Origin of the sequence: Microcystis sp. M44BS1 (genome assembly GCF_020244875.1) — a bacterium.
GTDB lineage: Bacteria > Cyanobacteriota > Cyanobacteriia > Cyanobacteriales > Microcystaceae > Microcystis > Microcystis panniformis.
On the sequence record NZ_JADBVM010000039.1, the window covers coordinates 1 to 23,111 of the forward strand.

Here is a 23,111-nt window from a genome sequence, read left to right on the forward strand (position 1 = left end):
AATAAGGTTTGATGACATCTTTAGTGATTTACTGTTTTTTAAATGCCTTTTTTCACTCTCTATGTTTATTTTTATGCTCACTTTGGTTTTTTCTCTACGTAATTTACCTCTGTGACAGTTTGGGGTGCGGAATGTGGGTTAAATGGTGGCTTACCATCTAGTTATGACTGGCATAGAAGGCTATTAAATCGTATGAGCAAACCTCAAGATTATCGTCCTGCTGTATTACGAGAAGATACAGTACATAAACTTAATGAATACCTAAGCTTTCGGCACGTTGTTCGCAATATCTACGGTTTTGAATTGGAAAAACAAAAACTAGAAAATCTGGTTAATAACTATTATAATACATGGCTACAAGTCCAAGAAGATATTAATAGTTTTATCCTTTGGTTAAAAACCACAGCAGACAGTCTTAATTAAACCTCAAAGACAAGATTGCTTGTTGAGATGGGGAAAGAGGCAACACCCCCCCAACCCTACCCGACGTCGGGGGGAGATTTAGCTAATCTAAGGATAGGCGGTTAAAATGCGTCTTAGCCTATTCATGAGCCGTCAACTTCATTTCACAGTGGTTATTCTGACTTGAGAAAGTTATTAACTTACTTCCGATGATTGCTGTACTTTCTGACCTATTTTTGGTTCCGTCCCTGCCAACAATCTTTTAATATTACCCTGATGACGAACAATCACATAGATTCCCCCCATCAAACTAAATAAAATATAGGGGAGAGGTTGACCCAAAACAACCATTAAAATATTCACCACCAGCGCCCCGATAATCGAACCTAAAGAAACAATCCGGAAAAGTGCCAGAATAACTAAAAAACTCGCCAAAGTTACGCAAGCCACTAGGGGATTCATCACTAATAAAACCCCTAAACTGGTGGCGACGGATTTACCACCACTAAAATTCAAGAAAATCGATTTACTATGACCGATGACTGCACCCAATGCTGCCCCGATAATTAACCAATAATACCAACTTTCTGGGAGAGGATTGACATCAATAAAATATAGTCCTCGTACCAGGGCCACCGCCACCATTCCCTTTAACATATCAATTAATAACACCGTCGCCCCGGCAGTTTTTCCCAGAGTTCTCAACACATTGGTGGCCCCAGTGGAACCGGAACCATAGTCACGAATATCGATACCTTTGCTGTATTTACCGATTAAATAACCCGTGGGAATCGAACCGAGCAGATAGGATAAAAGTAAGATAGTAAGACTGATAAGAATCGGAATAAGCATAAATTAACCCCAATTTTTAGCAAGAGCGAGCGCCGTTATCAGTGTATCAGCCCGAAGACAAAAAACCACTCACAGGGAACCATAGACGGGAATTGCCGCCCCGCGCAAGTCTTTCGCCCCTTCCCCTGCCAGAAAACAGATCACCTCGGCTAGAGATTGGGGACTTACCCAGTCCTTGGCATTTGCCTCTCCCATCGCTTCCCGGTTGCCCGGAGTGTCGATAATGCTGGGCAAAACCACGTTAGCGGTAATATTAGTCTGTTTGGTTTCTTCTGCGATCGCTTGGGTTAAAGCCACTACCGCCGCTTTCGAGGCACAATAGGCGGCCAAATTTGCCCCCGGTTGTACGGCACCACGAGAACCGATAGTGACGATACGACCATAATTATGAAGTTTCATCGAGCGTAAACAGTGTTTACACAGTAAAAAAGTGCTATGGAGGTTTAAATCGAACATTTTTAGCCAATCTTCATAGCTAAACTCCTCCGTCGCCCCCATGGTAAAACCCCCGACTAGATGAATTAAGACATCGACCCGACCGAGATCATCAATTAATCTAGCCACGGCAGTTTCTTGGGTTAAATCCACCCTGACAAAGCGAATACGCTCAAATTCCGCCGCACTCAGCCGAGATTTCAGACGACCTACCTCCCTTTCCTCCCGATAGGTCATGGTTAGATGACCGCCATGGTGTAAAACCGCCGGAGTGACTCCTAAACCCAGTCCTCCCGTACCGCCGGTCAGCAATACCCGTTTATCTTTCATAATGATTGATATATAATCGATCGCTCCATTGAGATAGATGATTTAACCGGGCAATTGGGCAATATTACAGCCTTTCTCGCCGGACTAGGATTCCTTCATCGCTTGTTTTTTCTCCGCCTTGAGGTCGCGACTGCTGGCGGCGGCAATTTCCGCATCCATCAGGGTGCGTCCGGTGGCCGCCAGATAGACATCATCGAGACTAGGACGGGATTGGGCCATGCTAAACACGGGTAATCCTGATTCGGCTAGGGTTTGTTCAATTTTGCTTAAAGGATTGCTATTGGCCGTGACGATAAGATTCAGGGAGTTACCCTGGGCGGTATTAACGATTACTTCCTCGACAAAAGGCAGACGGGATAATAATTCTTTCGCTTGGAAAGCTTCTTCCTCTGGGGAAAATTCCCGCACTTTTAGGGTAATGCGATCGCCGCCCAGTTGCTCCTTCAGTTGTGAGGGGGTACCGCGAGCGATGACGATACCATTGTCGATAATTGCCAAGTTATCGGCCAAAGCGTCGATTTCTTCGAGATAATGGCTGGTAATTAATACACTGGTTCCAGCTGCCCGCAATTGTCGCAGAAAATCCCAGACAATCAAACGACTTTCGATATCGAGTCCCACAGTCGGTTCATCCAGTACCAAAACTTCCGGCTGATGCAGTAATCCCGCCGCTAAATCCAGCCGTTTTTTGATGCCGCCGGAATAGGTCCCCGTTTTTTTATCGGCGTATTCCTCTAATCCTAAAAGATTTATTAATTCTTTAATTCGATCTCTTGACTTTTGAGCGGGAATGTGATAGAGAGCCGCTTGTAGTTGCAACAGTTCCCGGCCCGTGAGCATTTTATCGAGGGCGACTTCTTGGGCAACGTAACCCAGGCGTTTACGGGCGGATTTGGGGTTATTCAGGGCATCGACACCCCCCACCTCGATTTTGCCGCCATCGGGTTTAGCAAGGGTGCAAAGACAGCGAATCGTGGTGGTTTTCCCCGCACCATTGGGACCTAGTAAACCGAAGATTTCTGCCGCTGCCACGGTAAAGGATATATCTTTAACCGCTGCTGTCTGACCGTAGGATTTTTTTAAGTTTTTGATCGCCACCGCAAGGGTCATAAGCTGATTTTCGCCCACTTGAGCGAGACAATTTTTTTGTTAACTTTCTCGGTCTATTTTAACCCAGATTCCCCACTGCAAAACCTAACACAGCCTTGTTGATCTTTTCCGATCAAGATAAACTTTGACGGGATTTGGCCTCATCCCCAGAGAACCTGCTGCTGTTCCACCGTTGCCTGTTGGCACGGGCAAGTTATTCCGACAGTATTGTTCACGTTAACTTAAATTAACTTTATTGGCAAAAGTGAATCGGAACAAGGGTTTTTTGCTAAAGTGATAATGATTATCATTCTAATTAACGAGAGAAATCATGGTTCTACAGGTCTCTAGGGTAGGATTAGTTTGTGCTGGGAAGAAAATCCGCGAAAAAAGCCCTACATCTCCATTTATCGCCGTTAGCTTCATTTTATCGCTTTCTTTTGCCCTGGTAACGGTGGCTAAAGCTGAAGAGCCTGCCATTGGTCAGAGTTTGCCCGAATTTTATATCGGGGTGGATAATCAAATCACCTTAACTCGGGGCATCTATGAGGGATTAGCCAATCCTAACTATAACCGGTTAACTCTTCTGGTTGCTCACCGAGAGGGAAACCCTCATTTTCACGGTATCGGCACTTACAGTTATTCTGGATCGTCTAGTAATCCGGTAGTTAATCCCACTAACAGCAATAATCGCATTCCTGAGACTTCTACAGGATTGCCTCCTCTCTCCTTAATTGCAGGAAAAGGAATTTTTCAGAATAGTTTTGTTAGTGCTGCCACTGGGGAGGAATATAGCAATCTACTGATGCAATCAGTGGCAACTATTAATAATTCCTCTGACTTGGCAGAACAAGCTCTTTTTAACAGTTCTGGGGGACGGTGGAATCGGTCGTTAGGTAATGCCAACCTATCCTTACAACTGTTAGAGATTAGTGATGGATTAACAGTAGCTAACTCTTTAGGAGAGACAATTTTAGCTAATGCTGGAGATATCTATGCGATCGGTACTGGTGATAACTTCTCCTTTTTACCGAAGTTTCTTGCCTCTCGACTGGGAAAATATTCAGCCAGTTTTAAGCTGGTAGATCTTAGTCTTTCTTGGGGAGAGTCAGGAATTTTCAACCTAGATTTTCAAACAGTTCCCGAACCATCAACTTTGATCGCCTTAATACTGTTCGGGTCAATTTTATTAACTCGATCGAGGAATAAAAACTAAACTAAATCAGTTTTGGAGAGAGCCAACTTATCTCCAAAACCGCTCTAGATCGAGATCGGCTTTGTTGAAATGGAAAACAGGGATTATTCCCTAAAAAACTGGCAACTTTTTTGACTATAATAACGACAAGATTATCAGTATAGTTTTAAACTATCCTAGGATAAGCCCTATCTCGATCGCAATATATATTTATGAAATTTAGTGAAATTGCCCAAAAATTAAGCCCTTTAGTCTCTGCTCACAGTTTAACTGCCTATCCCGACAGAAATCCCGAAATTAAAGCCATAACTCCCATCGAAACCGCCCTAGTCGATACGATTAGCTATATCGAAGGGGGAAAATTTGCTGCCTTTGTCGCCAAAACTGAGGCTACTGCCCTAATTCTGCCCCTGGATGCCAATTTACAACAACAGGCCGACGAACGCGGCATCCCTTGGTTAGCTAGTGCCAATCCCCGACTTTTATTCGCCCACGCCATCAAATTATTCTATCAACCCTTTCAGCCCCAACCCTACATTCACGCCACCGCCGTGGTGCATCCATCGGCTAAAATCGGCCATAAAGTCGCCATCGGAGCCCATGCTGTGGTGGAAGCGAATGTCACCCTCGGTGATGGGGTGTGCATTCATCCTAACGCCGTTATTTACCCCGGGGTGCATATTGGTGATCGCACAATTCTCCACGCTAACTGTACTATCCATGAACGGGTAGAAATCGGCAATGATTGCGTTATCCACAGTGGCGCTGTTATTGGTGCCGAGGGCTTCGGTTTTGTGCCGGTTCCCGAAGGCTGGTTTAAGATGGAACAATCGGGTATCGTGGTCTTAGAAGATGGCGTAGAAATTGGCTGTAATAGTGCCGTGGATCGTCCGGCAGTGGGAGAAACCCGCATCGGTAGCCAGACTAAGATCGATAATCTCGTCCATATTGCCCATAATTGCCAAATTGGCCAAGCTTGCGCCCTAGCAGGACAGGTGGGCATGGCAGGAGGCGTAAAATTGGGCAATCGCGTTATTTTAGCAGGACAGGTGGGCATTGCCAATCAAGCCGTGATCGGGGATGGTGCGATCGCAACAGCCCAAACTGGCATTCACAACGATATCGGAGCAGGAGAAGTGGTTTCTGGCTCTCCCGCTATGCCGCATAAGTTATTTCTCAAGGTAGCAGCTGCTTACAAGCGTTTACCCGAAATCTATCAAGCGGTTAAGCAATTAAAAAAATAGCCCTATTCAGGAGTCAGTAGTCAGGAGTCAGGAGATTATTTTTATTTATTCTCCCTTCTCCCCACTTCCCCACTTCCCCACTTCCCCACTTCCCCACTTCCCCACTTCCCCACTTCCCCACTTCCCCACTTCCCCACTTCCCCACTGATAACTGATAACTGATAACTGATAACTGATAACTGATAACTGATAACTGATAACTGAATCAAAGTGACTCGCAAAAGCAAGGGCGCTATTGGCGCAGGACATCCAAAAACTGCCGAAGCTGGACAATTAATCTTAGAAATGGGCGGAAATGCCTTCGATGGGATAGTTGGCTCGATTTTAGCGGCTTTCGTGGTCGAATTCACCCTCGCTTCGGCGGGGGGCGGCGGTTTTTTACTAGCACATACCAAAGAAAAAGTCAATACCCTTTTTGATTTTTTTTGTCAAACTCCAAAATATAAAAAACCCTTGACAAATATCGACTTTTACCCAGTGGCGATCAATTTTGGTGGTGCTAGTCAAGATTTTCACATTGGCCGAGGTGCGATCGCTACGACCGGGGCGTTACGGGGATTGGAAACAGTGCAGAAAAAACTGGGAAAACTGCCCTTTGCCGTGGTAGCGGAGCCAGCGATCGAATATGCTCGACAAGGCTACATTTTGAGCCAATATAACGGCTTTTGCCTGGGTTTACTATCTTCGATCCTGCTCAAAGATAGAGAGGGTTTAAAAGTCTATGCTCCCCAAGGAAAACTCCTCCAAGCTGGCGATCGCTGTGTGATGAGGGATTTTGCCAACACCTTAGAGGAATTAAGCAAAAAAGGCGTAAAAGACTTTTATGAGGGAGAAATCGCCCACCAAATTGCCAAGGATATGCAGGAGGGCGGTTATCTTACCCTAGAGGATTTAAGTCATTACCAAGTCCTTGAGAGAAAACCCCTAAAAACCCAATATCGAGGTTACGAAATCCTGACTAATCCGCCTCCTAGTTCTGGAGGAATTCTCCTGGCTTTTGCCCTAAAATTACTAGAAACAGTCAATTTATCGGCTTTAGAGCCTCTAGGAGCCAAACATCTGCAAATTTTAACCGAAGTGATGGCCTTAACCAATCAAGCGCGGGCCCAAGGCTACGATAATTTTATCCATCAGGAGGGAATCGAAGATAAGTTCCTCTCACCAGAATTTTTAGGCAAATATCCCAATAAATGGGGCAGTACCACCCATATTAGCGTTATCGATGGGGAAGGTAATGCCGCCAGTGCCACCTTTTCCAACGGCGAAGGATCAGCTTATACCGTGCCGGGGACGGGAATTATGCTCAATAATATGATCGGAGAAGCGGACTTAAATCCCTTTGGTTTTCACAATTGGCCCGTTGATCGTCGTTTATCCTCAATGATGTCGCCGACGATGATTTTAGAGGAAGGAAAGCCGCGATTTGTTCTCGGTTCTGGGGGTTCCAATCGCATTCGCACCGCTATTTTACAGGTTATTAGCAATTTAATCGATTTTCGGCAATCTCTACCCGATGCGATCGCTGCCTCGCGCATACATTGGGAAAATCAACAATTAGGGATTGAACCCCTAGAAGATCGGGAAAATCTGCTCGAAAATCTGGTTTTACCCGCAAATACTCAAGTATCCCGGTGGCAAGAACAAAATATGTTTTTTGGGGGTGTGCATGGCGTGGCAGTGAATGATTGGGGGGAGTTAACCGCTACGGGCGATCCGCGTCGGGAGGGAGTAGGCTTAGTGATGGGGGATTTTTAGGTAAAGACTCTCCCGTCCCAAACCCGTCTCACGAGTAATATCGCCTAATGCTGCCACTACTAAGCTAGGATCGCCCTCTTCGAGGGCAGCTTCCAGATAAGCAGCGATATCTTCTTTTGTTTTCAAATGATCTGCTGCATCCCAAGGATAAGTCTGAATTGTAGCCATAGAGAACCTCCTATCAGTATTGGGCTAAATCTAATGCCGTTTTGATGTCTCGTTCCAAATCAATCGAATCTGATTGTAGCCGGTGCTTAAAAGACGGTGGCTTTCATGCTCCCGTGTTACTATCGGTAATTAGTAATCGGCCAACATAGTGGTGTGAGCTTGTTTACTTCTTATCGTTTACTGTTTACTTTCGAGATACTCATGTTGCTCTTGCGTTATGGTATTACCGTGAGTGCGGTGCTTGGGTTGATTTTCTTGGCTGAATCCTCGGTTAAGGCACAAACTCAGTCCGCTGCCGATTTATTGAAGAAACCCCGACCTACTGCCAATCCAGTTTCTCAATTACCCGGTCCATCGGCGGCACCGGCAACCACGGAAGCGGATCCCAAAGCCCCTAATTATCTTAATCCTAGTGGCAATCCCCTAATTTTTCCCACCAAACCAGATGAGGTGGGAATTAGGGTAGTACAACCGATCACCTTAAATCAAGCGATCGAATTAGCTTTAAAAAATAATCAGACCTTACAGACAGCCCGGGTCGATTTAGAAATCGCTCGCGCCCAATTAAAGGAACAACAGGCGGCCTTATTACCCACGGCCTCGGCGGAAACCAGTCTCACTCAAGATCAATCGGCAGTTGCCCAAAGACAGAATGAGTTGGCTCGTCAACAGGGAATCCCAGCCACTACACCTGAAGATAGTACCAACCTTCAGGGTAGTGTTAGCATCGTCTATGGGGTTTATACAGGGGGTGAACGGACAGCCCAGATCAAAAGGGCCCAAAAAGTGATCCGGCAACGGGAATTAGAGGTGGAACGGGTCTCGGAACAAACTCGTTTTGATGCCACCGATGCCTATTATGAATTGCAGAGGGGTGATGCTCAGGTAGCGATCGCCCAAGCTGCGATCGAAGATGCTAGTCAAAGTTTACGGGATGCACAATTATTGGAGCAAGCGGGACTAGGAACCCGATTTGCTGTCCTACAGGCGGAAGTTGACCTCGCTAACGCTAACCAAGACTTAACCCGGGCGATTTCTACCCAGCGTATTTCCCGACGGCGACTGGCACAGATATTGAGTGTCGGTCAGCACATCGAGTTAACCGCTGCCGATGAGATTCGCGAGGCGGGAACTTGGGGCTTAAGTCTTGATGATAGTATCGTTTTGGCCTATAAAAATCGCGCGGAATTAGAACAACAACTCTTACAACGGGAAATTAGCGCAGAAGACCGCTCGATCGCCATTTCGGCGGTGATTCCCCAAGTGGACCTTTTGGGCGAGTATAATGTTCTTAACGATCTCAGTGATGATGCCGGTTTTGGCGATGGTTTTAGCGTCGGCGGCCGGATTCGTTGGACTTTCTTTGATGGTGGTCGTGCTTTTGCTCGCGCCCGTCAAGCGGAAAGAAACATCGATCGCGCCGATACGGAATTCTCCCTCCGTCGCAATGAAATTCGCCTTCAGGTGGAGGAATCCTACTATAGTTTGATTTCTAACCAAGAAAACATTAAAACTTCGCAAAAAAGCATTGAATCGGCCACGGAAAGTCTTCGATTAGCCCGTTTACGCTTTCAGGCGGGTGTGGGAACCCAAACGGATGTGATCAACTCCCAACGGGATTTAACCGATGCCAGAAGCCGTTATCTACAGGCGATCGTCGATTACAATAGATCCTTGAATAGTCTCCAGCGAGCGATTAGTAATTTACCGGATAATCGTTTGTTTGAAGTGCGTTAATTGTGGGATTTATCGAGGTGTGGTGTGGGGGGAGATAGCCAAATCTCCCCTATTTTAACGAGTTTGGATAATTCTAATCTGTTGTTCCCGCAATTGCTGCAGGGTGGGAGTTTCCTGTAGCTCTTGCACCTGCGGACGCAGATTATTACAACGAGAGGAATTAATGCTACCGCATTGATTTTCGATCGTGTTCAGTCGGCGCTGCTCGATTTGGGGACTGGTACGAAAATTCCATTGGTGATTGTACTGATGATAATTTTGGTAAGCGCAGGACTCATACCCCGCTAAACAACGCTCACTGATAGGCAATTGGGCCACGACTAGGTTGCCGCTAACGCAAACCCAACCCAGACCCAGAAACAAACCTGACAATAAAGAATTTTTAGTGATCATCGCCAATATACCTCGGTGATCAAAAAATGTAGTCTCAGGATTGGCGGCCATGACGGTAATTGCCCGGCAGACTCTCGATCATGATCCCGCCTCTTTTATTCTAGTCAATTTTTCTGGCCTCGCCCACGATCGCTGAAAACAGCCCATTCCTAGCTTAAGATCACTGGGTTAGGCGATCGTTCCCGTCAGGGGGGAACTAGGACTAGCATAGGACTTAATCGGCATTCTTCCCGCTAAATAGGCTAAACGTCCCGCTTTTGCCGCCATTGCCATGGCTTGGGCCATCATAGCCGGATTGACCGCCATAGCGATCGCACTGTTAATTAATAAAGCATCGGCCCCCATTTCCATGGCCCGGGCCGCTTCTGAGGGTGTACCGATCCCGGCATCGACCACCACGGGAATTTGGGCTGATTCGATGATAATCGCGATATTTGCCTCATTTTTTAGCCCCTGTCCCGACCCAATCGGCGATCCTAGGGGCATAACCGTGGCGCAGCCAGCTTCCTCTAAACGTTTGGCTAAGAGAGGATCGGCGTTAATATAGGGCAGTACGGCAAAACCTTCTTTAACTAATTGTTCGGCCGCTTGCAAAGTTCCGATCGGATCGGGTAATAAATATTTAGGATCGGGAATAACTTCGAGTTTAATAAAGTTATTGTCTTCCTGTCCCAATAATTTGGCCATTTCTCGCCCTAAACGGGCCACCCGAATCGCTTCTTCGGCCGTTTGACAACCAGCAGTGTTGGGTAACATCCAGATTTTCGACCAATCAATCGCCTCTGCTAATCCCTCATGACCGGGTGCGTTCGTTTGTACTCGTCTAACGGCAACTGTGACAATCTGACATTCACTGGCACTAATACTTTCCTGCATAGTCGTCAGATTGGCATATTTGCCAGTCCCAGTCATCAAGCGGGAGTGAAAGGTTTTCCCGGCAATGGTGAGGCGATCATTCTGGGGCGATAAAAGCGCTTGGGGTTTATTCTCAAGGATAGTTAAGGACATAGGTGGAACAGTAACGGGGGATGGTTGATTAAAGCGATCGCAGCTAAAATGGGTCAAAATGGGATTAACTTTGTCATTAATCACTAGGTCAGCAATCAAGGAAGCAGTGACAGGAGCGAGTAAAATGCCATTGCGATAGTGACCGGTGGCTAAAATCAGGTTATCACAGCTACTGCGGCCTAAAATAGGTAATTCATCTGGTGTACCCGGACGGAATCCCCACCACATCTCCTCGATTTCCCAGTCAGCTAAAGGGGGATAGAGACGGGTAGCACGCGCAAAAAGGGTTTGTAGTCCTTGGGGTGTATTACCCGTTTGCCAGGCGACTTTTTCAGAAGTGGCCCCGATAATTAAACGACCATTGCGACGGGGAACCAGATAGGTTTGCGGACCGAATAAAACCCTAGTTAAGGTCTGGTTAGGGGGCATTTTTACCGAGGCCATTTGACCTTTGACGGGATGGATGGGGAGGGGTAAAAGTTGACTGGCCCAGGATCCCGCCGCTAAAATGTAAATTTTTGCTTCTAATTCCCCAATTGAGGTATAAATACTCTTGACTTTTCCCTGCTTTTGTTGTAGGGCGTGGACTTCTATGCCTTGGCGAATTTCTACCCCTAAATTTTCGGCCGCTTGTTGCAGGGCAGTCACTAGCTGCCGATTGTCCACTTGTCCATCGTCGGGATACCACCAACCACCGACCACATCTTTACCTAGTCCGGGTTGGTAGAGGTGAACTGCATTGCTGTCTAACCAAATTTTATTAGCTGTATTGGCATCAATGGGCTGATCTAGCTCGTAAACGGGAGCAAGAATACCACAGGGATAGTAACCGCTGTTTATACCCGTTAAATCCTCGATTTTGCGGCTCCATTCTGGATATAACCAGCGCGATTGTAAACAAAGATCGAGAAACGGACCCGGGGGAATCCCTTCCGCATGGGGGGCTAACATTCCCGCAGCCGCACGACTAGCGGCCTGAGCTATATCTCGAACTAGGAGGGTAACTTTTGCCCCCCGCAATTGCAAATCGACGGCGATCGCTAATCCGATGATACCACCGCCCACGATCAAAATTTCGCTAGTTGAGTTCATAAAAGTCTCTGGCACCAAAGAGAATTACTGAAATGACAAGGAATCAGAAGTTAAAACAAGAAAGACGTAGTAAAATAACATATATATTTTTTTATCCCAATTAATCATAATTTTTAGCTTTATTGACTACTAAACTCGCAATTAGTCAGCCGAGAGAGGGGAGAAGTGAGGATACGGGCATAATTCAAGCTTAAGATTATTTGTAGTCAATCTTTTCTAAGCTTCCCTTTTTCTTTAGAGCATTATGACTTCCCCTGCTGTCGATCGAGTTTATCAAGGTCAATTCGGAGAGTTTACGATTACGGATAGCGATCGCCTAGGTGTGCGTCTCTACCGTCTGGGTTTAAATTTAGCGGCTTTTAGTTTCGCTGTCGCTACAATTATAGTTCTCACCCGACCGCAATTATTGCCCCTGACTAACCTTTTATACATTGGTTTTTGTCTGGGGTTAGGCATCAGTTTACTGACTATCCATATTTATTTAATTCCCCTTCATCGTCTCCTGCAAGTTTTTTGGCTAATCGGGGCGATTACTTCCCTAATTTTCAGCCTCTATTATCAGCTTTCTCCCCTAGAATTTGTCTATAACCACCCGGTGAGTTTATTTGGTGTGGGCTTTATTTTTGCCAGTCTCACGGGGATTTATTTCAAAGAAGCTTTTTGTTTTAATCGTCTAGAAACCAAGTTTTTAACCCCTCTAGTTCCCACCCTTTTACTCGGTCATCTTTTGGGGATATTGCCCTTAAATTGGGAGAAGGGGCTATTAATTCTCTGGGCAACTTTATTCGTTATCTTTGCTCTGAGAAAGTTAAGCCAACCTCTCCCCAACGATATCGGTGATAAATCGGTCTTTGAACATCTTAATCATTGATAACTGATAACTGTCTCGGAGTCTCGGAGTCTCAACTAAGTAGGGATGCACAATTATTTGTAGGATGGGTTAGCGGTAGCGTAAACTAGGCGGGCGTTGGGTTTCATGCTTCAACCCAACCTACGTTCATCTGATAACTGATAACTGATAACTGATAACTGATAACTGATAACTGATAACTGTTACTTATCTGGGGGCCTCTATGGTGGCCGGATTAGCAGTATTGGGAGTCTTGCTAGTGAACATTTGTATTAGACTAAAACCGACAAAAGCGAGTAAAGCTATGCCACCAATAGTAGTAACAATTTTACCCACGAGATTTTCTGTGCGGGGTTGTTCGGGGGCATCCTCGTTGGGATCCTCCGAATGGGCAAAACGATTGTAGAGGAAATCGAGAGCTTCATTGCGGAGTTCGTAGTAACGGGGATCCTCGGTAATTTGGGAACGAACCCGGGGACGAGCAAAAGGCATCTTTAACACCTCACCGATTTTAGCGCTCGGGCCGTTGGTCATCATCACCAAGCGATCGCACAAGAACAAAGCCTCATCGATATCGTGGGTAATCATCAACACGGTTAACTGGTGTTCTTGCCAGATTTTCAGCAATTCTTCCTGTAATTCCTCTTTAGTGATCGCATCTAAGGCCCCAAAAGGTTCATCGAGGATGAGGACTTGGGGACGAATGGCCAGGGCGCGGGCGATCGCAACCCGTTGTTTCATACCTCCCGATAATTGGGGGGGTTTTTTCTGGGCTGCTTCTGTCAATCCCACTAAGGATAGATTTTCTTCCACAATCTTCACCTTCTCAGCGTGAGATTTTTGGGGATAAACCGAATTAACCCCGATATAAACGTTCTCAAAGGCAGTTTTCCAGGGCAAAAGCGAATAATTTTGGAATACCATCATCCGGTCCGGTCCCGGTTCTTTAACCTCTTTATCCTGTAGCAGCACTTGCCCACGACTAGGAGAAGAAAACCCCGCCACCATATTTAAAAGGGTCGATTTACCGCAGCCGGAGTGACCGATAATGCAGACAAATTCCCCCTCATTGACTTGCAGCTCCACACCGTCTAAAACGGTGTAAACCCCTTCGGGGGAGGGGTCGGGGTATTCTTTGGCAACATTACTAACTAATAAAAAAGGCTGGGTGGTGGTGCTGGAATTCACGGTCTTATCGGTAAAAGTTTGCATATTCGTCCTAGATTTATTTTAAGGTGGGCTTTGCCCACCACAACCATTAATTAGCGACGGGATCATCGAGGAGAACTTCCGAGACGCGATAATCGCGACGGATCGAAAAACGTTCCAGATAGCCGATCGGATCGTCGGGATTGAAAATAAGACGATCAAAGAGGGCAAAACTGTGGCGATTGGGTTCCAAATCGGGAAGGCCCAGGGACCGGCAAGCTTCACCAAACAGATCAGGACGACGGACGCGTTCAATCACTTCTACCCAGTTGCGGGGGAAAGGCGCGTAACCCCAACGAGCAAGCTGAGTTAGGGTCCATAGGGCCTCACTCCGGCCTGGACAGTTAGCTTGATCGACGTAAAACTGATTAAATCGGAATAGGGGTTCGGGGGCAGTTCCTAAACCGCGATCATAACCATCGAGGAAACCGGGCCGAATAATTGCCCTATCCACACCCACATACTGGGACTGACTGAGAATATTAACGATTTCTTCTCGATTACGCTGATCATCGCAGTATTCGCAGGCTTTAATTAAAGCTTTCACCATGGCGATGTGGGTTTCAGGATGTTTCGCCGCCCAAGTTTCCTTGACACCGAGGACTTTTTCCTGGTGTCCGGGCCAAATATCAAGATCGGTAGCGATAACGTAGCCTAATTTTTCGTGAACGGCGTAGGAGTTCCAGGGTTCCCCCACACAATAACCGTCGATCTTACCCGCTTTTAGCAGGGAAACCATCTGAGGCGGCGGAATTACGGCTAAATTGACATCACTATCGGGATCGATGCCGCCACTAGCTAACCAGTAGCGTAACAGCAGATTGTGCATGGAGGCGGGGTGAACCATGCCGAAAGTGGCGATTTTATCGGGACTTTGCTGGAGGGCATCCTTTAAGTCCTCCAGTTTTTCTACCCCCAATTCCCTGTATTTATTGCTGAGGGTGATGGCGTTACCGTTGCGACTGAGTACCAAAGCGCTAATGACGGGGACAGAGGGCTTATTGCCAGCGCCAATGGTCATGCTGAGGGGCATTCCCGCCACCATCTGGGCCGCATCGAGACGACCGGTGGCCACTCCTTGGGCGAGTGCTTTCCAGTTGGGTTCTCGTTGCAGGATAACATCCTCTAATCCTTCCTCGGCGAAGAAACCTTTCTCTTTGGCAATAATAATCGGGGCGCAATCGGTGAGGGGGATAAAACCGATGGTGGGATTGGTTTTCAGTCTGGTAGCTTGACCAATCACTGTCACCGGTTCGGTGGGTTGACCGACTTTCTTCGATCGCTTCTGTTGGTTGAGGAAATAAACGATCTCGTTACGGAGGGCGTAGTAACTGGGGTGATTAACTACTTCCAAACGATGTCGGGGCCGGGGAATGGGAACATCGAGAATCTGACCGATATGGGCCTCCGGACCGGTGGTTAACATCACCACTCGATCGGATAGTAATAGCGCCTCATCCACATCGTGCGTGACCATGATACAGGTAACGTGGCTTTCTTCGACGATTTCCATCAAACGTTCCTGTAAATTGCCTCTGGTTAACGCATCCAGCGCCCCAAAGGGTTCATCGAGTAGCAGGACTTTTGGCCGTAGGGCTAAAGCGCGGGCGATCGCTACCCGTTGTTTCATGCCTCCCGATAATTCTCCCGGTCGTTTGTTGGCCGCATGGCGCAGGTGTACCATATCGATACTATGTTCGATGACACTTTTGCGTTCAGCAGCCGGCAGATGACGCAGCACGCGATTAACTCCTAGGGCGATATTTTCCCGGACGGTTAACCAGGGCAACAGCGAATAATTCTGGAAGACCACCATGCGATCGGGACCGGGACCTTTAATTTCTTTTCCCTCTAAAATTACCCCTCCCACCGTCGGGCGATCGAGTCCAGCGACCATATTTAAGAGGGTGGATTTCCCGCAACCGGAATGACCGATTAAAGAGATAAATTCCCCTTTAGTAACGCTGAGATCGATATTTTTTAGGGCGATATATTGACGGCCATCGGGCAGAGGGAAAACCTTATCAATGTGATCGACTTCAATAAATGCAGACATTTTCAGTTATCAGTTATCAGTTATCGGTTATCAGTTATCGGTTATCAGTTATCAGTTAAGTAGGGAGGCACAATTATTTGTAGGATGGGTTAGCGGTAGCGTAACATAATCGGGCGTTGGGTTTCATACTTCAACCCAACCTACGTTCATCTTATATTTAATTCCACCCACCTACTTATCAGTTATCAGTTATCAGTTATCAGATGTGAGTTTTTAGTTTACTGTTTACTGTTTACTTAAAAAGCTCCCCACACCCTGCCCCCACCGAAAAACTTTTTGCCGCAAACCCTATTTATTTTCTTCGGGTACAACTAATTTAGCGATGTAGGCCATGAGGCGATCGAGTAGGAAACCAACAATACCCACATAAATCAGGGCGAGGATAATTTCACTGATCATGGAACTATTCCAAGCATCCCAGATAAAGAAGCCAATTCCCACGCCACCGATCAGCATTTCTGCCGCTACAATTGCCAACCAAGATAAACCGATACCGATTCTTAATCCGGTGAAAACGTAGGGAACAGTAGCGGGAAAAAGAATGTTGAAAAAGTATTCAACTTTTGATAACTTCAGCACTCTAGAGACGTTTTTATAGTCTTGGGGAACCTGTTGTACTCCCACGGCTGTATTAATAATAATTGGCCAAATTGCTGTAATAAAAATTACAAATATCGCACTAGGTTCGTTATTGCGAAAAGCCGCTAGGGAGATGGGTAGCCAAGCTAGGGGGGGAACAGTACGCAGGATTTGGAAAATCGGATCGATCGCATCATAAATTAGGGCGTTGCTACCGATTAAAATACCCGCAGCGATGCCAACAATAGCGGCAAGGGTAAACCCGACGGCCACCCGTTGTAAACTAGCAAAAATTTGCCAGAATAACCCCACATCCGTGCCACCATTATTGAAGAAGGGATTAATAATTAATTCCCAGGTCTCGCTAACCACTTTAGTGGGGCTAGGAAGGGGAGCATCGGGACTAAAACAGAGAATTTGCCACAGGAGAAGGAAAATTAATAAAGCAATCGCCGAAGTTGCTAGTTTGGTTAATTTTTTTTGCAGGTCTTTTACCCATTTTTGACCTTGAGAACGACGAGAAATAGAAACAGCCATAATCAGTTATCAGTTATCAGTTATCAGTTATCAGTGGTTAAGTTATCAGTGGTTAAGTTATCAGCTAGCAGAGAATCATCTTTAACTGATCACTGATCACTGATTTAAACCTTTGTAATCTTGAGAGATTTCAGGTAAGCGGTGGGATTTTCGGGATCAAATTTCACGCCATCAAAGAAAGTTTCCACACCGCGAGAGGTAGAGGTGGGAATTTGATCAGCCGGAACATTGAGGGCTGTGGCGGCTTCTCTCCAGATATCTTCCCGGTTAACTTTATCGACTAAAGCTTTGATGTCCGTATCGGCGGGAATATAGCCCCAACGGATGTCTTCAGTCACAAACCAAGTATCATGACTCTTGTAGGGATAGGAAGCGTTATCAGCCCAGAATTTCATGGCTACGGGGCTATTTTCGATTTTGCGACCATCACCGAAATCGATATTACCCTGCATTCTTCCCAAGATATCGGCGGGGTCAATTTTCAGCCATTCCCGTCCTGAAATAATCTCGCACATTTCCTTAACATTAGCGGGATCATTGCACCATTGTTGCGCCTCCAGAACAGCCATAGTTAAAGCTTTTGCCGCTTTGGGATTTTTATCCACCCAATCGGCGCGCATAGTTAGGGCTTTTTCGGGGTGATCTTTCCAAAGTTCCCCGGTAATCAGGGCCGAATAACCGAGTTTTTTGTTAACCAATTGGGCGTTCCAAGGTTCCCCCACACAGAAAGCTTGCATAGTGCCGACTTTCATGTTAGCCACCATTTGTGCTGGTGGCACGACAATTAGGGATAGGTCTTTATTCGGATCGATGCCACCGGCGGCTAACCAATAGCGCATCCAGAGATCGTGAGTACCACCGGGGAAAGTGACGGCGGCTTTAACTTCTTTGCCCGCAGATTTAGCTTTAGCGAAGGATTCTTTCAGTACACCGCTATCGAGGGCAACCTTTAGATCCATGTATTCGTTAGCCACAGAAATCGCTTGACCATTGGTATTCAAACGCGCCAGAATATACATTGGTACGGGCTGTTTGGTGATTTTGCCCAAGGTCATTAGGTAGGGCATGGGGGATAAAATATGCGCCCCATCGATACCGTTACCCGCCGAACCTAATTCGAGGTTATCCCGGGTTGCAGCCCAAGAGGCTTGTTTCATTACTTGCACATCGGGCATCCCGTGTTTAGCGAATAAACCTTTTTCTTTGGCGATAATTAAGGGGGCAGCGTCGGTGAGGGCAATAAAACCTAGTTTAGCGGTGGTGACTTCGGGAGTTTCTCCACTGGCAACAGGGGAAGCGGCAGGACTGCCGGCCGGGGAGGGACTGGTTGCGGTATTATTGGGAGTAGTGCAACCGTGGAGAATTGCTGTTCCTACGGCAGTTGCCCCGGCAGTGAAGATAAATCTACGTCTGGAAAGTTTACTCATGGACTAAAAAATCGTGATTAGAAACTAAACAAAGGTGATGAAACGGTGAAAAATTCTCATTACTTCCCCCAACTGACTGTGCGGTTATAACCGAGAAGATTTCTTGAAAGTAACTGTTGATTCAGTAAGGAGGCTTTAATTATTTTTATCTCTCGATCGCTTTTGCTTCTCCATCTAGACAGATTTAGCAGTAGTTTTTGTCTAAGAGATTTTTCCCGGAAGCATAACAGTTTTGAGGAGTCGATAGATAGGGGCGGTTTTTAGTCATCTGAGCTAGAAAGATCACTTTATTTCAGGGTTATTACCGAAGCAATTAACTTAAATTTACAGTCTTCAACGGGAAAGATAGTATAGATTGTTACCAAATACTGTCAGCCATGTAATAAGAGCATAAAAATTTGTCTGAAACGCATGGTAGGGCGATGGGGGTTTTTAGCCATCTTGACTCAGTTATCGCATTTGAGTTTGCCGTTCACTGATTACCGGTTAATGTTTACCGATTACTGAAAAATCCCCGCAAATATTAGCGATGCGACCTGCTTGAGACAATCTCTGTTATGCTTTGGAATACCAAATTAAATTGTATTCAGTGCAGATAGAGCATCAAGGATGAAGGGAAATCCCGTCAGAGAAGCAACCCTTTGGGGTGTTAACTTCTTAAACAATTCATCTAAGGTAGTGTTGAGCGCACCGTGATGATTAGGATTACTGCTATGGTTATGCCGGTTGTTTTTGTGATCAAGAAACCCGCTTTCTTGAAGAAAGCGGGTTTCTTCAAGAAAGAAACCCGTTTTCTAATCTCTTAAGCCGCTAAACTGAGAATAGCTGCTTGTCTGGACTCTCATTTCTCAGATTGTAAAATAATGCAAATTTATCTTGACTATAGCGCCACTACCCCCACTCATCCCCAAGTGATCGAGCGGGTTGCCACTATTCTGCGGCATCATTGGGGCAATCCCTCCAGTTTACACAGTTGGGGACAGGATACGGCGACAGTCATCGAAATGGCCAGAGAACAGGTAGCAGGGTTAATTAATGCCAATCCAGACCAGATTATCTTTACTTCTGGCGGCACAGAAGCCGATAATTTAGCGATTATCGGGGTTGCTCAACAGTATAACCGCCCCCGTCATATAATTATTTCTAGTGTGGAACATTCGGCGATCGCTGAACCCTGTAAACAATTAGAGCAGCAAGGTTGGCAAATTACTCGTCTTCCCGTCAATCGTCAAGGTAGAGTTAATCCTTTAGACCTAAAAGCCGCAATTCAAAGCGATACGGTCTTAATTTCCATTATTTACGGACAAAGTGAGGTGGGAACCCTACAACCGATTGAAGAATTGGGCAGCATTGCCAGAGAAAGGGGTGTTCTTTTTCACACCGATGCGGTGCAGGTGGCGGCAAGATGCGATATTGATGTGCGGAAACTGCCCGTAGATTTATTATCTCTTTCTAGCCATAAAATTTATGGAATGCAAGGATCGGGAGCTTTATACATCAGAGCGGGTGTCGATATTTTACCATTACTGCGGGGCGGTGGTCAGGAAAAAGGTCTGCGATCGGGAACCCAAGCCGTACCAGCGATCGCATCTTTTGGTTTAGCGGCCGAATTAGCCCAAAAAGACTTAATTAGCGAAAAAATGCGTTTAATAGCCCTGCGAGATCGATTATTTGACCTCTTAGCCGATTATCCTTATCTGCTGCCCACAGGGAACCGATTCTATCGTTTACCCCACCACGTCAGCTTTATTGTCCGTCCCGACGATGACAGTCACATCACGGGAAAACAGCTAGTTCGTCAGCTTAATTTAGCAGGAATCGGCATTAGTTCCGGATCCGCCTGTCATAGTGGCAAACTTTCCCCCAGTCCAATTTTAAAAGCTATGGGCTACAGCGATCGAGAAGCATTAGCGGGAATTCGTTTAACCCTGGGAAGGGACACCAGCGCAGCCGATATCGATTGGACGGCGCTTGTATTAAAACAAGTGATCGATCGCTGTTTATCTGCTTTAATTGTGAGCAAGAGTTAGTTTATGCCTCAAATTGCCCTTCAATCAAGATAATTTCGCCAAAATCGGGAATCCATGCCACCCAACGGCCCTGATCCTGTTCACAGAGTAGTAGTGCTTCATCAAAGCTGTATGGAGAGGGAAGCATTCTGAGTTGTACCCATGTATTCGCTTGGGGACAGGTAACAACGGCAGTAGTGCGAGATTGTAGTAAGGACATACACAGATCACCCTGATAATTCTGTATCTAAATTTACAAACAAACCGATGACTGTGGATAACTTTGTTTTAAATCTTTACCTTTTCATTGGTAATTTGAGAAAAAATCTCTCTTTCTTGCCCACGGTTTTCGACTACCAATCCTAGTTAGGGTTTGCTGAATAAATGTGAAATATAGACGAGGTAAGGGTTTTAGGGTTCTGTTTCGCTCCCACAGATGCAAGATTTTGAGAGAATCGTGGTTCAAAACCTTGCGTCTTCATCGGCCCGCGTCCTGTAGGGGCGAAGCATTCGGGCAATAACCTATCGCTGAAACCGGAGATTTTCTAACCGAATGCTTCGCCCGTACTTTTTCAGCCAATCCTAGTTATGATCATTATTGGTAAATGATAGTTGATAACTGGTAATGGTAAGTTCTTTCCCTCGCACCTATAAAATCGCCGTCATCGGTGACGTTCACGACCAATGGGAAATAGAAGATAATTTAGCACTAGAAGCTTTACAAGTGGATTTAGCCCTATTTGTCGGCGATTTTGGCAATGAATCCCTAGAAATTGTCGGCCGGATTGCTAGTTTGTCCTTACCAAAAGCCGTTATTCTCGGTAATCACGACGCTTGGTATAGTGCCACCTCCTGGGGACGAAAAAAATGTCCCTACGATCGCGATAAAGAAGATCGTGTCACCGCCCAGTTAGAATTATTAGGGGTTGCTCATGTGGGTTACTCAAAACTAGACCTACCCAGTTTAGAGCTTTCGATTGTTGGGGGTCGTCCCTTTACTTGGGGAGGTTCCGAGTGGAAAAATGGAGAATTTTTTCAAGAACGCTATAATATCAGCAGTTTTGCCGAATCTACTGCCAAAATTATCGCTAATATTCAAGATACTGCCTATAATAACCTGATTTTTTTAGGTCACAATGGTCCGGCTGGACTGGGAAAGGAAGCGGAAGCTATCTGTGGTCGCGATTGGCGACCTTTGGGAGGGGACCACGGGGACCCAGATTTAGCAGCGGCCATCGCACAAGCACAGCTATTAGGAAAACAGGTTCCTCTCGTCAGTTTCGGTCATATGCACCACCGTCTCCGTCATACTACTTCCCGTTTACGCAATCCCGTGGTCACTTCCGAGATGGGAACTGTTTATCTGAATGCTGCTAGTGTTCCTCGCATTCTCCACTCTGATAGGGGTAAATCTCGCAATTTTTCCCTAGTCACTCTTGAAGAAGGTCTAGTCACAGAAGCATCTTTAATCTGGTTGAACGATAATTTCGAGATTATCAGCAATAGAAAACTTTATCACTTCGGGTCATCAATCGATCGCCTATCTCCCCAATCTTGTTATTCTTAAGTTACATCTCCCCACACCCCACACCCCACACCCCACTTCCTATAGATAGTTAAGTTTTTGAGCGATTAGAGGTAAAGCAAGAGCGATAGCAACACTAACAATCATACCGATAAAAGCTTTCAAGGCATCCCCTAAAACCAATTTACCCGTGGCGGCTAAATTAGGGTTTTCTCTGGTTAAAGTCAGAGAAATTTCTCGACCTCCTAATAAACCTAAAAATACCCAAGTGGTACTCATGGGAATATGATTATAGCCAACGAAAAACAGTAAAATTAAGCCATAAATTAAGTTAATAATTGTTGCAGAACGCGGATCATGGGCGTTAGTTTTGCTAGTGACAATTTTCTCGATTTGACCACCATGATTAATAAAAATGATGGTTTGCAGCAGTAGCATAACTGTTAGAGATAAAACTAACCATGTTGCTGCTAACTTTCTGGGAAGATAGGCGAAAATATTAGCAAAATCTTGCATTAACCATTGACTCCAGAGAAACCCGGTGGATAACCACTGTAAAACTACCCAGATTTTTTGAGGTTCTTTATTAACTGTTTCTAGGAAAAAGTTTTCTAATTGATAAATAATTCGATAGATTACTAACCCCACTATAACAGCAATAGCATAACCCCAAGCGGATTTAATTAACATTTCATCTAGAGATTGGGGAGCAAAAACTGTTAAAACCAAAAAGGTTGTACTCACAGGTATTCCCCAAGTGGTGAGAATTAAAATTGCTAGGGGAGGAACGATATAAATCCAAGTAAAAGTTTCTGGGAAGGGAATCATTTCTAGTCGATTATAAGCCACATCTCCCTGATTAATGTACCAACCAGCGATAAAAATCGAGGCTAAGATTATACTGGAATACAGCCATAAAATCCACCAGGGACGTTCTTCATTGGCACTTAAAAAAGTACCTAAAGTTTGTAGGGAATCGTTGGCAACGATTGCATAAGCTGATAGAATAAAGCCAGCAATCATAAAAAAATTACTCATAGACAAGTGAAAAAAATAAAACTTAAAGTAATACAAATCCTGTTCAAACAGTAGAGAAAAGCGCAGAGGTAGGAGAGCGGGAAGTGGGGAAGTGGGGAAGTGGGGAAGTGGGGAAGTGGGGAAGTGGGGAAGTGGGGAAGTGGGGAAGTGGGGAAGTGGGGAAGTGGGGAAGTGGGGGAGT

Annotated in this window: 20 protein-coding genes and 1 pseudogene; 8 read left to right on the top strand and 13 right to left on the bottom strand. The window is 45.8% G+C overall.

Annotated elements, in window-relative coordinates; genetic code table 11:
* Positions 1–111: 111 nt before the first annotated feature.
* Entirely contained in the window at positions 112–423 is a 312-nt protein-coding gene (locus IM515_RS02210) for a ribonuclease toxin HepT-like protein (RefSeq protein WP_287632721.1), read from the top strand.
* Positions 424–597: 174 nt separating this feature from the next.
* Here IM515_RS02210 and plsY read toward each other — a convergent pair whose 3' ends face one another.
* The 3 genes from plsY to IM515_RS02225 all read right to left on the bottom strand — a co-directional run bounded on the left by plsY (position 598) and on the right by IM515_RS02225 (position 3,129).
* Positions 598–1,254: a glycerol-3-phosphate 1-O-acyltransferase PlsY gene (gene plsY, locus IM515_RS02215; protein WP_002798600.1), complete on the bottom strand. Its 657-nt coding sequence runs from the start codon at positions 1,252–1,254 to the stop codon at positions 598–600.
* A 69-nt stretch (positions 1,255–1,323) separates the two neighbouring features.
* Entirely contained in the window at positions 1,324–2,019 is a 696-nt protein-coding gene (gene fabG / locus IM515_RS02220; protein WP_002798601.1) for a 3-oxoacyl-ACP reductase FabG, read from the bottom strand.
* A gap of 84 nt (positions 2,020–2,103) precedes the next feature.
* A complete protein-coding gene (locus IM515_RS02225; protein ID WP_271937775.1) occupies positions 2,104–3,129 on the bottom strand; it encodes an ABC transporter ATP-binding protein in 1,026 nt (341 codons plus the stop codon).
* Positions 3,130–3,439: 310 nt separating this feature from the next.
* On the opposite strand from IM515_RS02225, the gene IM515_RS02230 reads away from it, so the two are divergent.
* Together IM515_RS02230 and lpxD are read left to right on the top strand one after the other, a co-directional pair.
* Positions 3,440–4,324, top strand: coding sequence for an all3515 family Zur-repressed PEP-CTERM protein (locus IM515_RS02230; protein ID WP_287629182.1), 885 nt, complete (start codon positions 3,440–3,442; stop codon positions 4,322–4,324).
* Positions 4,325–4,515: 191 nt separating this feature from the next.
* Positions 4,516–5,547 (top strand): UDP-3-O-(3-hydroxymyristoyl)glucosamine N-acyltransferase, encoded by a 1,032-nt coding sequence (lpxD, locus tag IM515_RS02235; protein ID WP_287629183.1) that lies wholly within the window; start codon positions 4,516–4,518, stop codon positions 5,545–5,547.
* A 41-nt stretch (positions 5,548–5,588) separates the two neighbouring features.
* Here lpxD and IM515_RS02240 read toward each other — a convergent pair whose 3' ends face one another.
* On the bottom strand, positions 5,589–5,768 hold the full coding sequence (locus tag IM515_RS02240; RefSeq protein WP_287697847.1) for a hypothetical protein: 180 nt from the start codon (positions 5,766–5,768) through the stop codon (positions 5,589–5,591).
* Between IM515_RS02240 and ggt the strand changes: the two genes are divergently transcribed.
* Positions 5,758–7,302: a gamma-glutamyltransferase gene (gene ggt, locus IM515_RS02245; RefSeq protein WP_287629184.1), complete on the top strand. Its 1,545-nt coding sequence runs from the start codon at positions 5,758–5,760 to the stop codon at positions 7,300–7,302. The two genes, IM515_RS02240 and ggt, sit on opposite strands and share 11 nt — an antisense overlap.
* Here ggt and IM515_RS02250 read toward each other — a convergent pair.
* Positions 7,303–7,470, bottom strand: a pseudogene (locus tag IM515_RS02250) (helix-turn-helix domain-containing transcriptional regulator); the annotation flags it as partial.
* Between the two features lie 201 nt (positions 7,471–7,671).
* On the opposite strand from IM515_RS02250, the gene IM515_RS02255 reads away from it, so the two are divergent.
* Entirely contained in the window at positions 7,672–9,207 is a 1,536-nt protein-coding gene (locus tag IM515_RS02255) for a TolC family protein (RefSeq protein ID WP_287629185.1), read from the top strand.
* Between the two features lie 54 nt (positions 9,208–9,261).
* Here IM515_RS02255 and IM515_RS02260 read toward each other — a convergent pair whose 3' ends face one another.
* Entirely contained in the window at positions 9,262–9,651 is a 390-nt protein-coding gene (locus IM515_RS02260; RefSeq protein WP_287629186.1) for a hypothetical protein, read from the bottom strand.
* A 117-nt stretch (positions 9,652–9,768) separates the two neighbouring features.
* Positions 9,769–11,700 carry a glycine oxidase ThiO gene (gene thiO / locus IM515_RS02265; protein ID WP_287629187.1) on the bottom strand — a complete coding sequence of 644 codons (1,932 nt, stop codon included), beginning with the start codon at positions 11,698–11,700 and terminating at the stop codon, positions 9,769–9,771.
* A 244-nt stretch (positions 11,701–11,944) separates the two neighbouring features.
* Between thiO and IM515_RS02270 the strand changes: the two genes are divergently transcribed.
* Positions 11,945–12,571 carry a DUF2301 domain-containing membrane protein gene (locus IM515_RS02270; RefSeq protein ID WP_002768525.1) on the top strand — a complete coding sequence of 209 codons (627 nt, stop codon included), beginning with the start codon at positions 11,945–11,947 and terminating at the stop codon, positions 12,569–12,571.
* A 186-nt stretch (positions 12,572–12,757) separates the two neighbouring features.
* Here IM515_RS02270 and IM515_RS02275 read toward each other — a convergent pair whose 3' ends face one another.
* From IM515_RS02275 to IM515_RS02290, 4 genes are all read right to left on the bottom strand, one after another.
* On the bottom strand, positions 12,758–13,762 hold the full coding sequence (locus tag IM515_RS02275; RefSeq protein WP_287629188.1) for a nitrate ABC transporter ATP-binding protein: 1,005 nt from the start codon (positions 13,760–13,762) through the stop codon (positions 12,758–12,760).
* 46 nt (positions 13,763–13,808) lie between these two features.
* Positions 13,809–15,815, bottom strand: a complete 2,007-nt coding sequence (locus IM515_RS02280; RefSeq protein WP_287629189.1) for an ABC transporter ATP-binding/substrate-binding protein — start codon at positions 15,813–15,815, stop codon at positions 13,809–13,811.
* A gap of 288 nt (positions 15,816–16,103) precedes the next feature.
* Entirely contained in the window at positions 16,104–16,931 is an 828-nt protein-coding gene (gene ntrB, locus IM515_RS02285) for a nitrate ABC transporter permease (protein WP_287629190.1), read from the bottom strand.
* A gap of 104 nt (positions 16,932–17,035) precedes the next feature.
* Positions 17,036–18,358 (bottom strand): CmpA/NrtA family ABC transporter substrate-binding protein, encoded by a 1,323-nt coding sequence (locus IM515_RS02290; RefSeq protein WP_287629191.1) that lies wholly within the window; start codon positions 18,356–18,358, stop codon positions 17,036–17,038.
* An 863-nt stretch (positions 18,359–19,221) separates the two neighbouring features.
* On the opposite strand from IM515_RS02290, the gene IM515_RS02295 reads away from it, so the two are divergent.
* Entirely contained in the window at positions 19,222–20,388 is a 1,167-nt protein-coding gene (locus IM515_RS02295) for a cysteine desulfurase family protein (RefSeq protein ID WP_002789428.1), read from the top strand.
* Between the two features lies 1 nt (position 20,389).
* Here IM515_RS02295 and IM515_RS02300 read toward each other — a convergent pair whose 3' ends face one another.
* Positions 20,390–20,587: a hypothetical protein gene (locus IM515_RS02300; protein WP_002768518.1), complete on the bottom strand. Its 198-nt coding sequence runs from the start codon at positions 20,585–20,587 to the stop codon at positions 20,390–20,392.
* Positions 20,588–20,992: 405 nt separating this feature from the next.
* Here IM515_RS02300 and IM515_RS02305 point away from each other — a divergent pair, with 405 nt between their 5' ends.
* Positions 20,993–21,934: a TIGR04168 family protein gene (locus IM515_RS02305; RefSeq protein WP_287629192.1), complete on the top strand. Its 942-nt coding sequence runs from the start codon at positions 20,993–20,995 to the stop codon at positions 21,932–21,934.
* Positions 21,935–21,973: 39 nt separating this feature from the next.
* Here the strand turns inward: IM515_RS02305 and IM515_RS02310 are convergent, their stop codons facing one another.
* Complete coding sequence (locus tag IM515_RS02310; RefSeq protein WP_002768514.1) at positions 21,974–22,915, bottom strand: hypothetical protein; 942 nt, start codon at positions 22,913–22,915, stop codon at positions 21,974–21,976.
* Between the last annotated feature and the right edge of the window lie 196 nt (positions 22,916–23,111).